The following is a 17,770-nucleotide window of genomic DNA, read 5'->3' on the forward strand; positions in this document are numbered from 1 at the left end:
AGTGACTCGCCGTAAGGGCGAAACCCTAAGTGGCCGTGACCGCAGGAATGGATATGTACCCAACCCCAATCCCAACCCCAATCCCAACCCCAATCCCAATCCCAATCCCAAACAGCCACCATCGCACAAACAAAAACGGCCCCTATATATAGAGGCCGTTCCCGGTACAACTCAACACGCTACAGCAAGACAAATCTTACTTGCGGTCTTCCAGCTTGGTGATGTCACGCGACTCGTAGCCGGTGTACAGCTGGCGTGGACGGCCAATCTTGTACGGGCTGGAGAGCATTTCTTTCCAGTGGGAGATCCAGCCGACGGTCCGCGCCAGGGCGAAGATCACGGTGAACATGCTGGTTGGAATGCCGATCGCCTTGAGGATGATCCCCGAGTAGAAGTCGACGTTCGGGTACAGCGAGCGTTCGATGAAGTACGGGTCGGTCAGGGCGATCTCTTCCAGGCGCATGGCCAGTTCGAGTTGTGGATCGTTCTGGATGCCCAGTTCCTTCAACACTTCGTCGCAGGTCTGCTTCATCACGGTGGCGCGTGGGTCGCGGTTCTTGTAAACGCGGTGACCGAAGCCCATCAGCTTGAACGGATCGTTCTTGTCCTTGGCCTTGGCGATGAACTTGTCGATGTTCGAGACATCGCCAATTTCGTCGAGCATGGTCAGTACGGCTTCGTTGGCGCCGCCGTGGGCAGGGCCCCACAGTGCAGCGATACCGGCAGCGATACAGGCGAACGGGTTGGCACCCGAGGAGCCCGCCAGGCGCACGGTGGAAGTCGATGCGTTCTGCTCGTGGTCGGCATGGAGGATGAAGATCCGGTCCATGGCCTTGGCGAGTACCGGGCTGATCGGTTTGATCTCGCACGGGGTGTTGAACATCATGTGCAGGAAGTTTTCCGCGTACGACAGGTCGTTGCGCGGGTACATCATGGGTTGGCCCATGGAGTACTTGTAAACCATCGCGGCCAGGGTTGGCATCTTGGCAACCAGGCGGATCGCGGAGATTTCGCGATGCTGCGGGTTATTGATGTCCAGGGAGTCGTGGTAGAAGGCCGAGAGGGCGCCGACTACGCCGCACATGACGGCCATCGGGTGGGCGTCGCGACGGAAGCCGTTGAAAAAGGTCTTCAACTGCTCGTGAACCATGGTGTGGTTCTTCACGGTGCCGACGAACTGGGCCTTCTGTTCTGCGGTCGGCAGCTCGCCGTTGAGCAGCAGGTAGCAGGTTTCCAGGTAGTCCGACTTTTCAGCCAGCTGTTCGATCGGGTAGCCGCGGTGCAGCAGGATGCCGTTGTCGCCGTCGATATAGGTGATCTTCGATTCGCAGGAAGCGGTCGACATGAAACCGGGGTCGAAAGTGAAGCGGCCCGTGGCCGTCAGGCCCCGAACATCGATAACATCGGGACCAACGGTGCCGGTTAAAATGGGCAGCTCGACGGGGGCTGCGCCCTCGATGATCAACTGCGCTTTTTTGTCAGCCATGTGGCCTCCTATTTATGCTTGAAATCATCAGACAGACCCCCCACGCAGGGCCCGCACCACTATAGTGAGATAAATTTGAATGTCAATTTGCCTAAAGTCTTGCTCCAGAAGGCTTTAACCCTACTTTTTTATCGAAATTGACCGCCATTTACGCCTTTTATACGTGTTGCGCAATGCGCCGTTTTGGGAAGGTATGTCCGTTGTCATTAGTAGCCTAACTGTCTATACTCGGCCACCGACCGCCAAGGGCTTTTGGGCTTGCGTTATTGGGGGTCGCCTCCCTGGGTGGTGGTTACCTGACCAGTGCACTCCCCAACAACTTTGCCCTGATTGTTAGGGGCTCTTCAGTGTGAAAAAAAAGCCGTGAAAAGCCAACGACCTGTAAACCTAGACCTAAGGACCATCAAACTCCCAGTCACTGCTTACACGTCCATCCTTCACCGTATCTCCGGTGTCATCCTCTTCGTGTGCCTTGCCATCATGCTTTATGCATTGGACAAGTCGCTGAGTTCCGAGGAAGGCTTCGGTGAGGTGAAAGCGTGTCTGACCAGTCCGCTAGCCAAGCTAGTGATTTGGGGCATCCTGTCCGCCTTGCTGTATCACTTGGTTGCCGGTGTGCGCCACTTGATCATGGACATGGGCATCGGTGAGACGCTGGAAGGCGGCAAGCTGGGCTCGAAAATCATTATCGCCGTTTCCGTGGTGGTAATCGTTCTGGCAGGAGTTTGGATATGGTAACTAACGTCACGAACCTCTCGCGTTCGGGCCTCTATGACTGGATGGCGCAACGTGTGTCTGCGGTCGTTCTCGCGGCTTACTTCATTTTCCTGATCGGATACCTCGTGGCGAACCCGGGCCTTGGCTATGACCAATGGCACGCGCTCTTCGCCAACAACTGGATGCGTATCTTCAGCCTGCTGGCCCTTGTTGCTCTGGGCGCACACGCCTGGGTCGGCATGTGGACCATCGCGACCGACTACCTGACGCCAATGGCGTTCGGCAAGTCCGCGACGGCTATACGTTTCCTCTTCCAGGCAGTATGCGGCGTTGCGATGTTCGCTTACTTCGTCTGGGGTGTGCAGATTCTCTGGGGTATCTGATTCATGGCTAACATTCCAACGATTTCTTTCGACGCCATCATTATTGGTGGTGGCGGTGCCGGCATGCGCGCTGCGCTGCAACTGGCGCAAGGCGGTCACAAGACTGCGGTAATCACCAAGGTTTTCCCGACCCGTTCGCACACTGTATCCGCCCAGGGCGGCATCACCTGCGCCATCGCGTCCGCTGACCCGAACGATGACTGGCGCTGGCACATGTACGATACCGTCAAGGGTTCCGACTACATCGGTGACCAGGACGCTATCGAATACATGTGTCAGGAAGGCCCCGCCGCCGTTTTCGAGCTGGACCACATGGGTCTGCCGTTCTCGCGTACCGAAACCGGCCGTATCTACCAGCGTCCGTTCGGCGGTCAGTCCAAGGACTACGGTAAAGGCGGGCAGGCTGCCCGTACTTGCGCCGCTTCCGACCGTACCGGTCACGCGCTGCTGCACACCCTTTATCAGGGCAACCTGAAAGCAGGTACCACGTTCCTGAACGAGTACTACGCCGTTGACCTGGTGAAAAACCAGGCTGGCGAATTCGTCGGCGTTATCGCCATCTGCATCGAAACCGGCGAAACCACCTACATCCGTGCCAAGGCTACCGTTCTGGCCACCGGCGGTGCAGGTCGTATCTACGCGTCCACCACCAACGCCCTGATCAACACCGGCGACGGCGTTGGCATGGCCCTGCGTGCTGGCGTACCGGTACAAGACATCGAAATGTGGCAGTTCCACCCGACCGGCATCGCCGGCGCCGGTGTACTGGTAACCGAAGGTTGCCGTGGTGAAGGTGGTTACCTGATCAACAAGCACGGCGAGCGTTTCATGGAGCGTTATGCTCCGAACGCCAAGGACCTTGCAGGTCGTGACGTTGTGGCCCGTTCGATGGTTAAAGAAATCATCGCTGGCAACGGTTGCGGTCCGAATGGCGACCACGTGATGCTCAAACTCGACCACCTGGGCGAGGAAGTGCTGCACAGCCGTCTGCCAGGCATCTGCGAACTGTCGAAGACTTTCGCGCACGTTGACCCGGTTGTCGCTCCAGTTCCGGTTGTTCCGACTTGCCACTATATGATGGGCGGCGTTGCCACCAACATTCACGGTCAGGCGATCACCCAGGACGCTGAAGGCGTGGACACCATCATCCCGGGCCTGTTCGCTGTAGGCGAAGTGGCTTGCGTATCGGTTCACGGCGCCAACCGTCTGGGCGGCAACTCGCTGCTCGACCTGGTGGTCTTCGGCCGTGCTGCCGGCCTGCACCTGGAAAAGGCGCTGACCGACGGTATCGAATACGACGACGCCACCGAAGCCGACATTACTGCGGCCCTGTCGCGCCTTGCCGCTCTGAACGAGCGTACTGATGGCGAAGACGTGGCAACCCTGCGTCGCGAGCTGCAAAGCTGCATGCAGAACTACTTCGGTGTATTCCGTACCGGCGAATACATGCAGAAGGGTATTGCCCAGCTGGCCGATCTGCGCAAGCGCATCGCCAACGTGAAGATCAACGACAAGTCGCAGGCGTTCAACACTGCGCGTATCGAAGCTCTGGAACTGCAGAACCTGCTGGAAGTGGCCGAAGCCACCGCCATCGCTGCCGAAGTACGTAAAGAGTCCCGCGGTGCTCACGCCCGTGAAGACTTCGAAGATCGTGACGACGAAAACTGGCTGTGCCACACCCTGTACTTCCCGGGTGAGAAGCGCGTTGCCAAGCGTGCCGTGAACTTCTCGCCGAAGACTGTTCCGACTTTTGAACCTAAGATTCGGACTTATTAAGGGTGGCCGCCATGTTGCAAGTCAGTGTTTATCGTTACAACCCTGATCAGGACGCTGCGCCGTTCATGCAGGAATTCCAGGTCGATACCGGTGGTAAAGACCTGATGGTGCTGGACGTACTGGCCCTGATCAAAGAGCAGGACGAAGGTTTCTCCTATCGTCGCTCTTGCCGTGAAGGTGTTTGCGGTTCCGACGGCATGAACATCAACGGCAAAAACGGCCTGGCGTGCGTCACGCCGCTGTCTGCCGTCGTAAAAGGTAACAAGTTGATCGTTCGTCCTCTGCCAGGTTTGCCGGTTATCCGTGACCTGGTCGTCGATATGAGCATCTTCTACAAGCAATACGAAAAGGTTAAGCCTTACCTGCAGAACGACACACCGGCTCCGGCCATCGAGCGTCTGCAGTCCCCTGAAGAGCGTGAAAAGCTCGACGGTCTGTACGAGTGCATCCTGTGCGCCTGCTGCTCGACCTCGTGCCCGTCCTTCTGGTGGAACCCGGACAAGTTCCTGGGTCCAGCTGCCCTGCTGCAAGCGTACCGCTTCCTGGCAGACAGCCGTGACACCAAGACGTCCGAGCGTCTGGCTTCGCTCGATGACCCGTTCAGCGTATTCCGCTGCCGCGGGATCATGAACTGCGTCAACGTATGTCCCAAAGGCCTGAACCCGACTAAGGCCATCGGTCACATCCGTAACATGCTGCTCTCCAGCGGCGTGTGATTCAGCTGCTGTACCCGTTGTACCCGTAGATGCTGCGGCGCAGGCTTCAACCGGCGCCGTAGTTTTAACCTGAGCAGCAGCTTAAAAGGCTGCGGCTCTTATTTTGAAGAAATGAGACAAGCAGGGGCATCCGGGCTGGTACCCGGACTATCAGTGTGATCCTAGTGGCTTGTTTTGGTCGCTGCATTCGGACTTCTGCAAGTTTGCTCGGTGTCGACACCGGTGGTGTTCCCCTAACCGAGGGTGACCAAGCATGCAAGAAAGCGTGATGCAGCGCATGTGGAACAGCGCCTACCTATCCGGTAGTAACGCTGCCTATGTGGAAGAGCTCTACGAGCTCTACCTGCACGACCCTAACGCTGTGCCAGAAGAGTGGCGCACCTACTTCCAGAAGTTGCCTGCTGACGGCAACTCTGCCACCGATGTTTCGCACTCCACAATTCGCGATCATTTCGTCTTGCTGGCAAAGAACCAGCGCCGCGCTCAACCGGTTTCCGCCGGCAGCGTGAGCAGTGAGCACGAGAAGAAGCAAGTTGAAGTGCTGCGATTGATCCAGGCCTACCGTATGCGTGGCCACCAGGCAGCCCAGCTTGACCCGCTGGGGCTGTGGCAGCGTCCTGCACCTGCAGACCTGTCGATCAATCATTACGGCTTGACCAATGCCGATCTTGATACGACCTTCCGTGCCGGCGACCTGTTCATCGGCAAAGAGGAAGCGAGCCTACGCGAAATTCACGAAGCGTTGCAGCAGACATATTGCCGCACCATCGGCGCTGAGTTTACGCACATCACCGATTCCGAGCAGCGCCAGTGGTTCCAGCAGCGTCTGGAAAGCGTGCGTGGCCGTCCGACGTACTCCGCCGACATCAAGAGCCACCTGCTCGAGCGCGTGACCGCCGGTGAGGGCCTGGAAAAATACCTGGGCACCAAATACCCGGGTACCAAGCGTTTCGGCCTGGAAGGCGGCGAAAGCCTGATTCCGATGCTCGACGAGCTGATCCAGCGTTCCGGTTCCTACGGCACCAAGGAAATCGTTATCGGCATGGCCCACCGTGGCCGTCTGAACGTGCTGGTCAACACCTTCGGCAAGAACCCGCGCGAGCTGTTCGACGAGTTCGAAGGCAAGAAGAAGGTCGAGCTGGGTTCCGGTGACGTTAAATACCACCAGGGCTTCTCGTCCAACGTGATGACCACCGGCGGTGAAGTTCACCTGGCCATGGCGTTCAACCCGTCCCACCTGGAAATCGTTTCCCCGGTGGTCGAGGGTTCGGTTCGCGCCCGTCAGGACCGTCGTAACGACCTGACCGGTGAGAAAGTCCTGCCGATCTCCATCCACGGTGACGCGGCATTCGCCGGGCAAGGCGTGGTGATGGAAACCTTCCAGATGTCGCAGACCCGCGGTTTCAAGACCGGCGGTACCGTGCACATCGTGATCAACAACCAGGTCGGTTTCACCATCAGCAACCCGCTGGACTCGCGTTCCACCGAGTACGCCACCGACGTCGCGAAGATGATCCAGGCGCCGATCCTCCATGTGAATGGTGATGATCCGGAAGCCGTGTTGTTCGTGACCCAGCTGGCCATCGACTACCGCATGCAGTTCAAGCGTGACGTGGTGATCGATCTGGTCTGCTACCGTCGTCGCGGCCACAACGAGGCCGACGAGCCAAGCGGCACCCAGCCAATCATGTATCAGCAGATCACCAAACAGCGCACCACTCGTGAGCTGTATGCCGATCGCCTGACTCAGGGCGGAGTGCTGGACGCAGAGCGTGTTCAGGCCAAGGTCGACGAATACCGCAACGCGCTGGACAACGGTCTGCACGTAGTGAAAAGCCTGGTCAAGGAGCCGAACAAAGAGTTGTTCGTGGACTGGCGTCCGTATCTGGGCCACGCCTGGACCGCGCGTCACGACACTCGCTTCGACCTGAAGACCTTGCAGGAACTGTCCGCCAAGCTGCTGGAGATCCCGGAAGGCTTCGTGGTTCAGCGCCAGGTTGCGAAGATCTACGAAGACCGTCAGAAGATGCAAGCCGGCGGCCTGCCGATCAACTGGGGTTACGCCGAAACCATGGCGTACGCGACCCTGGCGTTCGAAGGTCACCCGATCCGCATGACCGGCCAGGACATCGGCCGCGGTACGTTCTCGCACCGTCATGCCGTGTTGCACAACCAGAAGGACGCGGGCACCTACATCCCGCTGCAGAACCTGTACGACGGTCAGCCACGCTTCGACCTGTACGACTCGTTCCTGTCCGAAGAAGCGGTACTGGCGTTCGAGTACGGTTACTCGACCACCACGCCGAACGCACTGGTTATCTGGGAAGCCCAGTTCGGCGACTTCGCCAACGGCGCCCAGGTTGTAATCGACCAGTTCATCACCAGTGGCGAGCACAAGTGGGGCCGTCTGTGCGGTCTGACCATGCTGCTGCCGCACGGTTATGAAGGTCAGGGGCCGGAGCACTCCTCGGCTCGTCTGGAGCGTTACCTGCAGCTGTGCGCCGAGCACAACATCCAGGTATGCATGCCGACGACGCCGGCACAGATCTACCACTTGCTGCGCCGTCAGGTGATTCGCCCGCTGCGCAAGCCACTGGTAGTCCTGACTCCGAAGTCGCTGCTGCGCCACAAGCTGGCCATCTCGACCCTGGAAGATCTGGCCGAAGGTTCGTTCCAGACCGTTATCCCGGAAATCGACGCCCAGGACCCGAAAAAGGTCGAGCGCGTTGTCCTGTGTAGCGGCAAGGTCTACTACGACCTGCTGGAAAAACGCCGTGCCGAAGGCCGTGACGATATCGCCATCGTGCGTATCGAGCAGCTGTACCCATTCCCTGAGGACGACTTGAAAGAAGTCCTGGCTCCTTACACCAACGCCAAAGCTGCCGTTTGGTGCCAGGAAGAGCCGATGAACCAGGGTGCGTGGTACTGCAGCCAACACCACATGCGTCGCAGCATCAGCAACCTCAACAAGTCTCTCGTACTCGAGTACGCGGGCCGTGAGGCTTCTGCTGCACCGGCATGCGGTTACGCATCGATGCACGCCGAACAGCAGGAAAAACTGCTGCAAGACGCCTTTACTGTTTAACGCCTTCGCGCACCTGAAACCGAATTTAAGGACCCACAGATAATGGCTATCGAAATCAAAGCCCCCACTTTCCCGGAATCGGTTGCCGATGGCACCGTTGCCACCTGGCACAAGCAACCGGGCGACGCGGTCAAGCGCGACGAACTGATCGTCGACATCGAAACCGATAAAGTCGTACTCGAAGTGTTGGCTACCGCTGATGGCGTGCTGGGCGCTATCGTCAAGAACGAAGGCGACACCGTTCTGTCCGACGAAGTCCTGGGCTCCATCGAAGCGGGCGGCGCTGCTGCCGCTCCAGCGGCTGCGGCACCTGCCGCCGCTGCCCAGGCTGCTGCCCCTGCCGCCGAAGGCGAAGACGATCCAGTCGCCGCCCCTGCTGCGCGCAAGCTGGCTGAAGAAAACGGCATCAACATCGCTTCCGTTGCCGGCACCGGCAAAGGCGGTCGCGTGACCAAGGAAGACGTGGTTGCAGCTGTTGCTGCCAAGAAAGCCGCTCCGGCTGCCGCGCCTGCCAAGGCTGCCGCACCGGCCGCTGCTGCTCCTGTATTCGCTGCCGGCGATCGCATCGAGAAGCGCGTACCGATGACCCGCGTGCGGGCCACCGTTGCCAAACGTCTGGTCGAAGCCCAGTCGAACATGGCGATGCTGACCACTTTCAACGAAGTCGACATGACTGAAGTCATGGCCCTGCGTTCGAAGTACAAGGATCTGTTCGAGAAGTCCCACAACGGCGTACGCCTGGGCTTCATGTCGTTCTTCGTCAAGGCTGCCACCGAAGCGCTGAAACGCTTCCCGGCTGTCAACGCCTCGATCGACGGCGCCGACATCGTTTACCACGGCTACGCTGACGTCGGCGTTGCAGTTTCCAGCGATCGCGGCCTGGTTGTACCGGTTCTGCGTAACGCCGAACTGATGAGCCTGGCTGAAATCGAAGGCGGCATCGCCACCTTCGGCAAGAAAGCCCGCGACGGCAAACTGTCGATGGACGAAATGACCGGTGGTACCTTCACCATCACCAACGGCGGTACCTTCGGTTCGATGATGTCGACCCCGATCGTCAACCCGCCACAAGCAGCCATCCTGGGCATGCACAACATCATCCAGCGTCCTATGGCCATCAACGGTCAGGTCGTTATCCGTCCGATGATGTACCTGGCCCTGTCCTACGATCACCGTCTGATCGATGGCAAAGAAGCTGTGACTTTCCTGGTGACCATCAAGAACCTGCTGGAAGATCCGGCTCGTCTGTTGCTGGATATCTGATAGAAGCAGTCGCGAGCTGCAAGCCCAGGCTGTCGGAAAACCCGCAGCCTGGCTTGTCGCTTGCGGCTTCAAGCTTTTCGCTAAAGAGGATTTTTTGAATGTCGCAGAAATTTGACGTAGTAGTGATCGGTGCGGGCCCTGGCGGTTACGTTGCCGCCATCAAGGCCGCACAGCTGGGTCTTTCGACCGCCTGCATCGAGAAGTACACCGACAAGGATGACAAACTGGCTCTGGGCGGTACTTGCCTGAACGTCGGCTGCATTCCGTCCAAGGCGCTGCTGGACAGCTCCTGGAAGTACAAGGAAGCCAAAGAAGGCTTCGCCATCCACGGTATCAACCACGCTGGCGTGACCATGGACGTGCCAGCAATGGTCGGCCGTAAAGCCACCATCGTCAAAGGCCTGACCTCTGGCGTTGCGACCCTGTTCAAAGCCAACGGTGTGACCTCCATCCAGGGTCACGGCAAGCTGCTGGCCGGCAAGAAAGTCGAAGTCACCAAGCCTGACGGTTCGGTTGAAGTCATCGAAGCCGAAAACGTGATCCTGGCTCCAGGCTCGCGTCCGATCGACATTCCCCCGGCTCCGGTCGACCAGAATGTGATCGTCGACTCCACCGGCGCCCTGGAATTCCAATCCGTACCAAAACGTCTGGGCGTGATCGGCGCTGGCGTGATCGGTCTGGAACTGGGTTCGGTCTGGTCGCGTCTGGGTGCTGAAGTGACTGTCCTGGAAGCCCTGGACACCTTCCTGATGGCCGCTGACGCCGCCGTTTCCAAGGAAGCGCTGAAAACCCTGACCAAACAGGGCCTGGACATCAAACTGGGCGCTCGCGTAACCGGTTCCAAAGTGAACGGCGACGAAGTCGTGGTGAACTACACCGATGCCAACGGCGAACAGACCATCACTTTCGACAAGCTGATCGTAGCCGTTGGTCGCCGTCCGGTGACCACTGATCTGCTGGCTGCCGACTGCGGCGTGACCCTGGACGAGCGCGGTTTCGTGCACGTCGATGATCACTGCGCCACCACTGTGCCGGGCGTCTACGCCATTGGTGACGTGGTTCGCGGCATGATGCTGGCGCACAAGGCGTCGGAAGAAGGCATCATGGTCGTCGAGCGCATCAAGGGCCACAAGGCCCAGATGAACTATGATTTGATCCCTTCGGTTATTTATACTCACCCGGAAATCGCGTGGGTTGGTAAAACCGAGCAGGCCTTGAAAGCTGAAGGCGTTGAAGTTAACGTCGGCACCTTCCCGTTTGCAGCCTCCGGCCGTGCCATGGCTGCCAACGACACCGGTGGTTTCGTCAAGGTCATCGCTGATGCCAAGACAGACCGCGTACTGGGCGTCCACGTGATTGGCCCAAGCGCTGCAGAACTGGTTCAGCAGGGCGCGATCGGTATGGAATTCGGCACCAGCGCTGAAGACCTGGGCATGATGGTTTTCTCCCATCCGACCCTGTCTGAAGCCTTGCACGAAGCTGCTTTGGCAGTGAATGGCGGAGCCATCCACATCGCCAACCGCAAGAAGCGTTAAGACAATAAGAAACCACGGCGGAATGGCCCGTCGTGAGCCTTGCATGCAAGACTCACCGCGGAATATCCGCTGGACGCAGTCTTGCATGGCCGCACCGGGTATCCGGAAAGGCCATGCAAGCAGCAGTCACAGGTGGTGCGGCACTTGAATGAGTGCAGCACCGAATGCGCAGTACCTAACGAAGACGGTAAAAAGCATGAATCTTCACGAGTATCAGGGTAAGCAGCTGTTCGCTGAATACGGCCTGCCAGTTTCCACTGGTTACGCAGTAGACACCCCGGAAGCAGCAGCAGAAGCTTGCGACAAGATCGGCGGCAGCGAGTGGGTTGTCAAAGCCCAGGTCCACGCCGGTGGTCGCGGTAAAGCGGGCGGCGTAAAGCTGGTTCGCAGCAAAGAAGACGCCAAGGCCTTCGCACAGCAGTGGCTGGGCAAGCGTCTGGTGACTTACCAGACTGACGCCAATGGCCAGCCAGTCACCAAGATCCTGGTTGAATCGTGCACTGATATCGCTAAAGAGCTGTACCTGGGCGCTGTCGTTGACCGTTCGAGCCGTCGCATCGTGTTCATGGCTTCCACCGAAGGTGGCGTGGACATCGAGAAAATCGCTCACGACACTCCAGAAAAAATTCTGAAAGCCACTATCGATCCACTGGTTGGCGCTCAGCCATTCCAGGGTCGCGAGCTGGCATTCCAGCTGGGTCTGGAAGGCAAACAAGTCGCTCAGTTCGCCAAGATCTTCGTAGGTCTGGCCAAACTGTTCAAGGATCACGACCTGGCCCTGCTGGAAGTGAACCCGCTGGTGATCAAGGCTGACGGCGATCTGCACTGCCTGGACGCCAAGATCAACATCGACGCCAACGCCATGTACCGTCAGCCTAAGCTGAAGACTTTCCACGATCCGTCGCAAGACGATCCGCGCGAAGCGCACGCTGCCAAGTTCGAACTGAACTACGTAGCACTGGAAGGCAACATCGGTTGCATGGTCAACGGTGCTGGCCTGGCCATGGGTACCATGGACATCGTCAACCTGCATGGCGGCAAGCCAGCCAACTTCCTCGACGTGGGCGGCGGTGCTACCAAAGAACGCGTTACCGAAGCGTTCAAGATCATTCTGTCCGACACCAACGTCGCTGCAGTACTGGTTAACATCTTCGGCGGCATCGTTCGTTGCGACATGATTGCCGAAGGCATCATCGGTGCAGTGAAAGAAGTCGGCGTGAAAATCCCGGTTGTTGTTCGCCTTGAAGGCAACAACGCTGAGCTGGGCGCTAAAGTACTGGCAGAAAGCGGTTTGAACATCATCGCTGCTACCAGCCTGACCGACGCTGCTCAACAAGTTGTCAAAGCTGCGGAGGGCAAATAATGAGCGTCCTGATCAATAAAGACACCAAAGTTATCTGCCAGGGTATTACCGGTTCGCAAGGTAGTTTCCACACCCAGCAAGCCATCGAGTACGGCACCAAGATGGTTGGTGGTGTAACTCCTGGTAAAGGCGGCACCGAGCACCTGGGCCTGCCAGTGTTCAACACCGTGAAAGACGCCGTAGCTGCCACTGGCGCCACCGCCAGCGTGATCTACGTTCCGGCTCCTTTCTGCAAAGACTCGATCCTGGAAGCTGCCTTCGGCGGCATCAAGCTGATCGTGTGCATCACCGAAGGCATTCCTACCCTGGACATGCTGGACGCTAAAGTTAAGTGCGACGAGCTGGGTGTTACCCTGATCGGCCCTAACTGCCCAGGCGTGATCACCCCAGGCGAATGCAAGATCGGCATCATGCCAGGTCACATTCACTTGCCAGGCAAGGTCGGTATCGTTTCCCGTTCCGGCACCCTGACCTACGAAGCTGTGAAGCAGACTACTGACGCCGGTTTCGGTCAGTCGACTTGCGTCGGCATCGGTGGTGACCCGATCCCGGGTTCGAACTTCATCGACATCCTGAAGCTGTTCCAGGAAGACCCGAAGACCGAAGCGATCGTGATGATCGGTGAGATCGGCGGTTCGGCTGAAGAAGAAGCGGCTGCCTACATCAAGGCACACGTGACCAAGCCGGTTGTTTCCTACATCGCTGGTGTGACTGCTCCTCCGGGCAAGCGCATGGGCCATGCTGGCGCAATCATCTCTGGCGGCAAAGGCACTGCAGACGAGAAATTCGCTGCTCTGCAAGACGCAGGCGTTAAAACCGTGCGTTCGCTGGCAGACATCGGCAAGGCCCTGGCCGAGCTGACTGGTTGGGCTGTCAAGTAAGCCTCGCGCTTAGCTGACGCTTCACCAAGCAAAGGCCACCTTCGGGTGGCCTTTGTCGTTTCTGGAAGCGTCAGTGCTGGCCTCTTCGCGGGCAAGCCCGCTCCCACAGGTTCAGCGCTGTCCTTGTGGGAGCGGGCTTGCCCGCGATGGCGGACTTACAGGCGCCAACCAATTACATGCATAAACGCGACATGGAAATGTCGTGTATCGGATAGTTCGCCCCGCAATAGTGCGTTTATCGGCCAAATTCGTTAGGCTACGCGCCATTTTTGCGTCCGCGCCCACAAGGCTGCAACGCGCTAAAAGGGTTGGCCCCATACGGGCCGACAGCATTTCCCTCACCCATAGGGAAATCCCTCTCTAAATTCCGATTCAGTAGTGTGGTATTTCCTTAATGAAAGTGTTGAAAGGCCAGGACATCCTGGCACTTGGTTTTATGACGTTTGCCCTGTTCGTCGGGGCTGGCAACATCATCTTCCCGCCTATCGTCGGTTTGCAGTCCGGGCCTCATGTCTGGATGGCGGCGCTGGGCTTCCTGATCACTGCAGTCGGCCTGCCCGTGGTCACCGTCGTGGCGCTGGCCAAGGTCGGTGGCGCCATGGATGCCTTGAGCAGTCCGATCGGTAAAGTCGCCGGTGGCCTGCTCGCTGCGGCTTGCTACCTCGCGGTCGGCCCGCTGTTCGCGACGCCGCGTACCGCCACCGTGTCGTTCGAAGTCGGCCTGGCGCCACTGACCGGCGAAAGCCCGCTGGCGTTGTTCCTCTACAGTTCGGTGTACTTCCTGATTGTGTTCTTCATCTCGCTGTATCCTGGCCGTTTGCTGGATACCGTCGGCCGTTTCCTCGCGCCGCTGAAGATCATTGCCCTGGCCGCCCTGGGCATCGCCGCGTTCGCTTTGCCAGCCGGTGACATCGGCCATGCGACGCCTGAGTACGTGGCGGCACCGTTCTCCCAAGGGTTCATCAATGGTTACCTGACCATGGATACCCTCGGCGCACTGGTGTTCGGCATCGTCATCGTCAATGCCATTCGCTCGCGCGGCGTAGAGTCACCAGCGCTGATCACCCGCTATGCGATCATTGCCGGCTTGATCGCCGGTGTCGGTCTGGCACTGGTGTACATCAGCCTGTTCCGCCTGGGTTCGGGCAGCCATGAAGTGGCGGCTGGTGCTACCAACGGCGCGGCGGTATTGCACGCCTACGTTCAGCACACCTTCGGTTCGCTGGGTAGCGGATTCCTCGCGGTGCTGATTTCCCTGGCGTGCCTGGTGACGGCGGTCGGCCTGACCTGTGCCTGTGCCGAATACTTCAGCCGGGTGCTGCCACTGTCCTACAAGACGTTGGTCATCATCCTCGCGGCGTTCTCCCTGTTGGTTTCCAACCTGGGCCTGACCAAGCTGATCGCGTTCTCGATCCCGGTCCTGACCGCGATCTACCCGCCGTGCATCGCCCTGGTGGCCCTGAGCTTCTGCAAGGACTTTTGGCATGAACAAGGGCGCATTGTCGGCCCGGTGATGCTGGTGTCGTTCATCTTCGGCCTGATCGATGCCCTCAAGGGTGCGGGTCTGGCGGACTGGATGCCGTCTCAGTTGGCTCACTTGCCGTTGAGCGAGCAGGGCCTGGCATGGCTGGTGCCGTCGGTGATGACCCTGGTGGTCGCCGTGGTCTGCGACCGTCTGCTGGGCAAGCGCGAAGAAGCGCTGGCTTAAGCTTTGCCGGCCCGCCACAAGCGGGCCTGTGAGCAAAACAGAAATGCCCCGTATCAATCGATACGGGGCATTTTTTTATGGGGTGATGCGGTGTCTTTTCTTCTGCGCTAACGTCGAAGGGTTGCCAAAATCCAATGTGGGAGCGAGCCTGCTCGCGATAGCGGTTTTACATTCAATAGAAATATTGGTTGATCTACCGCCATCGCGAGCAGGCTCACTCCTACAGGTTTTCTACATCACAAGGACCTGCATGTCGTTCATCCAAGCCAACCTGATCCACATCCTCGCTGCCATCTGGTTCGTCATCTGCTGGGGCGGATACACCCGCTATGCGACCTGGAAAGGCCGTGACACCGCCTGCCTCGCCAGCGTGCTGCACTTGTATCGCGAAGACTGGATGCGCCGCATGCTGCTGCGCGACAACCGTATCGCCGATGCCAGCGTGATCGGCAACCTGGAGCGCAATGCGTCGTTCTTTGCTTCCAGTACCCTGATTATCCTGGCCGGTATTCTCACGGTGCTCGGGGCGTCGGAAAGGGCAGTGTCGTTGCTGGCGGATATTCCGATGGTGCAACAGGCGTCCCAGGGGATGTCGGAGATCAAGTTGTTGTGCCTGGCGCTGGTGTTCGTCTATGCGTTCTTTACCTTTAGCTGGTGCATGCGCCAATACAACTTCGCGGCCATTCTGGTGGGCTCGGCGCCCATGATCGGTGAGCGTCATGTGTCGGAGCAGGAGCGCAAAGCCTTTGCAAACCGTGCGGCCCGGGTTATTTCCATGGCCGCCAACCAGTTCAACTTCGGCCTGCGCTCTTACTATTTCGGCATGACCATGCTGGCCTGGTTCGTCAGCCCCTGGTTGTTCATGTTGATGAGTGCCGGCGTGGTGTTCGTGTTGTATCGCCGCGAGTTTCACTCCGACGTTCTTGATGTCATGGTCTATACCCCTACAGAGGCACCGTTGCCCGAGGTGAATAAAGAGGCCGCTTGATGAGTATTCCATTCTGGTGCGTGTTTATCAGTGCCGTGCTGATTTACGTGGCGCGCATGCCCGTGACCACAGCCATGAAAGAGCAGGGCGGTTACAACAATCACCTGCCGCGCCAACAGCAGGCGCAACTTACTGGACTGGGTGCGCGCGCGGTGGCGGCCCATCAGAACAGTTTCGAAGCATTCATCTTGTTTGCAGTGGGCGTGTTGATGGCTCACACCACGCAAACGGCGGGATGGCTCATCGACTTGCTGGCGATCATCTTTGTGGTTACGCGCATTATCTACCTGCTGTGTTATTGGAAGGACCTGGCTTGGCAGCGCAGCCTGGTCTGGCTGGTGGGTTTGATCTGCTCGTTGTTGCTGATGATTAGTCCGACTTTTCGGACGATTTTGCTCTAACGAATAAATCGCAGACAAAAGAAAACCCGCACTTGGCGGGTTTTCTTTTAACGCAGCGAGAAGCGACTTATTGCTTCTTGGCTGCTTCTTCTTGTGCGGCTGCGTTCGATTCAGCCTGATCTTTGGCGGCTTCGGCGTTTTCTTTCGCCGCTTCGTTCACTTTATCCTGAGCTTCGCTCATTTTTTCCTGGGCTTGCTCGGCATGTTGGGTAGCATCTTGAGCTTTGTCCTCGGATTTTTTATCGCAGGCAGCGAGACCGAGGGAAGCGGTCAACATCAAGGCAATAGCTAAAGTCTTACGCATGGGGTGTTTCTCCTGATGGAAATTATCTATCTGGCCTTAAGAGCACAGCGGTCAGGGTTAAGTTCCTCAAATCTCTCAGATATATAAGTTTGTTCTAACACGGAACTTTTACCCGGACCTCAACTTCACTACAGAACTATAAACAAGAGTCTTTATCAAATGGCCGAAAACCCCGTTTTTGAGCGTGCGACACGCTTTCTGTCGGCGCTGCGACATTGCCAGTTGCTGGATTTGCGCGTTCACAGCGCAAGCGCCGAAGGGCTCACCGTGGTGCTGCCCTACAGCCCGCAAATCGTCGGCAACCCCCAGACTGGCGTGATTCACGGCGGCGTGCTGACCACCTTGATGGACACCGCCTGCGGCATGTCTACCCTCTGCGTGCTGCCGGAGTTCGAAGTCTGCCCGACCCTCGACCTGCGCATCGACTACATGCACGCCGCCGAACCGCATAAAGATGTCTACGGTTTCGCCCAATGCTATCGGGTGACCACCGATGTGATCTTTGCCCGTGGCTTTGCCTATCAGGATGATCCCGAACAGCCCATCGCCCATGTCGTGGGCACGTTCATGCGCATGGGCAAGGGCATCAAGGGGACCAAGGGTTTTGGCGGCGCCATCGCTGGAGGTGCGGCATGAGTGAGTCGTTCAAGGAGCAAGTGCAACTGGCCCATGAGCGGGGCGAGTACGCCCCCTTGTTGAACCTGATTCCCTACGCCAGGTTGATCGGCGTCGAATGCTCCCGGGTGGGGGATGAGTTGCTGTTTCGCCTGCCGGCCAACAAGGACAACATCGGCAACCCTTTATTACCGGCCATCCATGGCGGCGTTATCGCCGGCTTCATGGAGTTGTCCGCCGCGCTGCACCTGCTGGTGGCGACCGGTTCGCCGGGCGTGCCGAAGATTATCGACTTCTCCCTCGATTACCTGCGCGCCGGGCAGTTTCGCGATACCTGGGCCCGCTGCCAGGTCTGTCGCCAGGGTCGCCGGGTCGCCAACGTGGCGATTACCGCCTGGCAAAGCACGGAAGCCGAACCCATCGCCACGGCCCGGGCGCATTTCAAACTCGATGAGCCCTTGAAATCCTGAATGGAGCCCCCAACTCTGATGACAACCCGCCGCCGACCCTCAAGGTCGCGGCTTATGCCATCTGATTGGAGTTTGATGA

At 58.4% G+C, this 17,770-nt stretch carries 16 protein-coding genes; 14 read left to right on the forward strand and 2 right to left on the reverse strand.

Annotation, left to right across the window (positions count from 1 at the left end; all coding sequences use genetic code 11):
* Positions 1-196 precede the first annotated feature (196 nt).
* Positions 197-1,486 (reverse strand): citrate synthase, encoded by a 1,290-nt coding sequence (gltA, locus tag PMI35_RS08080; RefSeq protein ID WP_007959044.1) that lies wholly within the window; start codon positions 1,484-1,486, stop codon positions 197-199.
* A gap of 363 nt (positions 1,487-1,849) precedes the next feature.
* Between gltA and sdhC the strand changes: the two genes are divergently transcribed.
* The 12 genes from sdhC (at position 1,850) to PMI35_RS08025 (ending at position 16,302) form a co-directional block, all read left to right on the forward strand.
* Positions 1,850-2,224, forward strand: a complete 375-nt coding sequence (sdhC, locus tag PMI35_RS0132965; protein WP_032831904.1) for a succinate dehydrogenase, cytochrome b556 subunit — start codon at positions 1,850-1,852, stop codon at positions 2,222-2,224.
* The gene (sdhD, locus tag PMI35_RS08075; protein WP_008063295.1) at positions 2,218-2,586 is read left to right on the forward strand and encodes a succinate dehydrogenase, hydrophobic membrane anchor protein; all 369 of its coding nucleotides are present in this window, start codon (positions 2,218-2,220) and stop codon (positions 2,584-2,586) included. The genes sdhC and sdhD overlap by 7 nt, the downstream gene beginning before the upstream one ends.
* Positions 2,587-2,589: 3 nt before the next feature.
* On the forward strand, positions 2,590-4,362 hold the full coding sequence (gene sdhA, locus PMI35_RS08070) for a succinate dehydrogenase flavoprotein subunit (RefSeq protein ID WP_008063296.1): 1,773 nt from the start codon (positions 2,590-2,592) through the stop codon (positions 4,360-4,362).
* Between the two features lie 11 nt (positions 4,363-4,373).
* Complete coding sequence (locus PMI35_RS08065) at positions 4,374-5,078, forward strand: succinate dehydrogenase iron-sulfur subunit (protein ID WP_008063297.1); 705 nt, start codon at positions 4,374-4,376, stop codon at positions 5,076-5,078.
* A 253-nt stretch (positions 5,079-5,331) separates the two neighbouring features.
* Positions 5,332-8,163 (forward strand): 2-oxoglutarate dehydrogenase E1 component, encoded by a 2,832-nt coding sequence (locus PMI35_RS08060; RefSeq protein ID WP_008063299.1) that lies wholly within the window; start codon positions 5,332-5,334, stop codon positions 8,161-8,163.
* A 42-nt stretch (positions 8,164-8,205) separates the two neighbouring features.
* Positions 8,206-9,426 carry a 2-oxoglutarate dehydrogenase complex dihydrolipoyllysine-residue succinyltransferase gene (gene odhB, locus PMI35_RS08055; protein WP_008063300.1) on the forward strand — a complete coding sequence of 407 codons (1,221 nt, stop codon included), beginning with the start codon at positions 8,206-8,208 and terminating at the stop codon, positions 9,424-9,426.
* Between the two features lie 98 nt (positions 9,427-9,524).
* Positions 9,525-10,961 (forward strand): dihydrolipoyl dehydrogenase, encoded by a 1,437-nt coding sequence (gene lpdA / locus PMI35_RS08050; protein ID WP_008063301.1) that lies wholly within the window; start codon positions 9,525-9,527, stop codon positions 10,959-10,961.
* 196 nt (positions 10,962-11,157) lie between these two features.
* A complete protein-coding gene (gene sucC, locus PMI35_RS08045; RefSeq protein ID WP_007919879.1) occupies positions 11,158-12,324 on the forward strand; it encodes an ADP-forming succinate--CoA ligase subunit beta in 1,167 nt (388 codons plus the stop codon).
* Positions 12,324-13,205, forward strand: a complete 882-nt coding sequence (sucD, locus tag PMI35_RS08040; protein WP_003223019.1) for a succinate--CoA ligase subunit alpha — start codon at positions 12,324-12,326, stop codon at positions 13,203-13,205. Before sucC ends, sucD begins: the two co-directional genes overlap by 1 nt.
* Positions 13,206-13,599: 394 nt before the next feature.
* Complete coding sequence (brnQ, locus tag PMI35_RS08035) at positions 13,600-14,913, forward strand: branched-chain amino acid transport system II carrier protein (RefSeq protein ID WP_008063303.1); 1,314 nt, start codon at positions 13,600-13,602, stop codon at positions 14,911-14,913.
* Between the two features lie 250 nt (positions 14,914-15,163).
* Positions 15,164-15,901 carry a DUF599 domain-containing protein gene (locus PMI35_RS08030; RefSeq protein WP_008063305.1) on the forward strand — a complete coding sequence of 246 codons (738 nt, stop codon included), beginning with the start codon at positions 15,164-15,166 and terminating at the stop codon, positions 15,899-15,901.
* A complete protein-coding gene (locus PMI35_RS08025; RefSeq protein ID WP_008063306.1) occupies positions 15,901-16,302 on the forward strand; it encodes an MAPEG family protein in 402 nt (133 codons plus the stop codon). The genes PMI35_RS08030 and PMI35_RS08025 overlap by 1 nt, the downstream gene beginning before the upstream one ends.
* A gap of 67 nt (positions 16,303-16,369) precedes the next feature.
* On the opposite strand, the gene PMI35_RS08020 is transcribed toward PMI35_RS08025, so the two are convergent.
* On the reverse strand, positions 16,370-16,606 hold the full coding sequence (locus PMI35_RS08020; protein WP_008063307.1) for a hypothetical protein: 237 nt from the start codon (positions 16,604-16,606) through the stop codon (positions 16,370-16,372).
* 159 nt (positions 16,607-16,765) lie between these two features.
* Between PMI35_RS08020 and PMI35_RS08015 the strand changes: the two genes are divergently transcribed.
* Positions 16,766-17,242, forward strand: a complete 477-nt coding sequence (locus tag PMI35_RS08015) for a PaaI family thioesterase (RefSeq protein WP_008063309.1) — start codon at positions 16,766-16,768, stop codon at positions 17,240-17,242.
* Positions 17,239-17,691 (forward strand): PaaI family thioesterase, encoded by a 453-nt coding sequence (locus tag PMI35_RS08010; protein ID WP_008063310.1) that lies wholly within the window; start codon positions 17,239-17,241, stop codon positions 17,689-17,691. The genes PMI35_RS08015 and PMI35_RS08010 overlap by 4 nt, the downstream gene beginning before the upstream one ends.
* Positions 17,692-17,770: the final 79 nt, after the last annotated feature.

This window comes from Pseudomonas sp. GM78, from assembly GCF_000282475.1.
GTDB lineage: Bacteria > Pseudomonadota > Gammaproteobacteria > Pseudomonadales > Pseudomonadaceae > Aquipseudomonas.

Bases quoted from the DNA above. Each gene is read 5' to 3' on its own strand.
- PMI35_RS08015 (WP_008063309.1), top strand. From the start codon at position 16,766: ATGGCCGAAAACCCCGTTTTTGAGCGTGCGACACGCTTTCTGTCGGCG.
- sdhA (WP_008063296.1), top strand. From the start codon at position 2,590: ATGGCTAACATTCCAACGATTTCTTTCGACGCCATCATTATTGGTGGT.
- lpdA (WP_008063301.1), top strand. From the start codon at position 9,525: ATGTCGCAGAAATTTGACGTAGTAGTGATCGGTGCGGGCCCTGGCGGT.
- sucC (WP_007919879.1), top strand. From the start codon at position 11,158: ATGAATCTTCACGAGTATCAGGGTAAGCAGCTGTTCGCTGAATACGGC.
- PMI35_RS08020 (WP_008063307.1), bottom strand. From the start codon at position 16,606: ATGCGTAAGACTTTAGCTATTGCCTTGATGTTGACCGCTTCCCTCGGT.
- brnQ (WP_008063303.1), top strand. From the start codon at position 13,600: ATGAAAGTGTTGAAAGGCCAGGACATCCTGGCACTTGGTTTTATGACG.
- odhB (WP_008063300.1), top strand. From the start codon at position 8,206: ATGGCTATCGAAATCAAAGCCCCCACTTTCCCGGAATCGGTTGCCGAT.
- PMI35_RS08030 (WP_008063305.1), top strand. From the start codon at position 15,164: ATGTCGTTCATCCAAGCCAACCTGATCCACATCCTCGCTGCCATCTGG.
- PMI35_RS08060 (WP_008063299.1), top strand. From the start codon at position 5,332: ATGCAAGAAAGCGTGATGCAGCGCATGTGGAACAGCGCCTACCTATCC.
- PMI35_RS08025 (WP_008063306.1), top strand. From the start codon at position 15,901: ATGAGTATTCCATTCTGGTGCGTGTTTATCAGTGCCGTGCTGATTTAC.
- sucD (WP_003223019.1), top strand. From the start codon at position 12,324: ATGAGCGTCCTGATCAATAAAGACACCAAAGTTATCTGCCAGGGTATT.
- PMI35_RS08065 (WP_008063297.1), top strand. From the start codon at position 4,374: ATGTTGCAAGTCAGTGTTTATCGTTACAACCCTGATCAGGACGCTGCG.
- gltA (WP_007959044.1), bottom strand. From the start codon at position 1,486: ATGGCTGACAAAAAAGCGCAGTTGATCATCGAGGGCGCAGCCCCCGTC.
- PMI35_RS08010 (WP_008063310.1), top strand. From the start codon at position 17,239: ATGAGTGAGTCGTTCAAGGAGCAAGTGCAACTGGCCCATGAGCGGGGC.
- sdhD (WP_008063295.1), top strand. From the start codon at position 2,218: ATGGTAACTAACGTCACGAACCTCTCGCGTTCGGGCCTCTATGACTGG.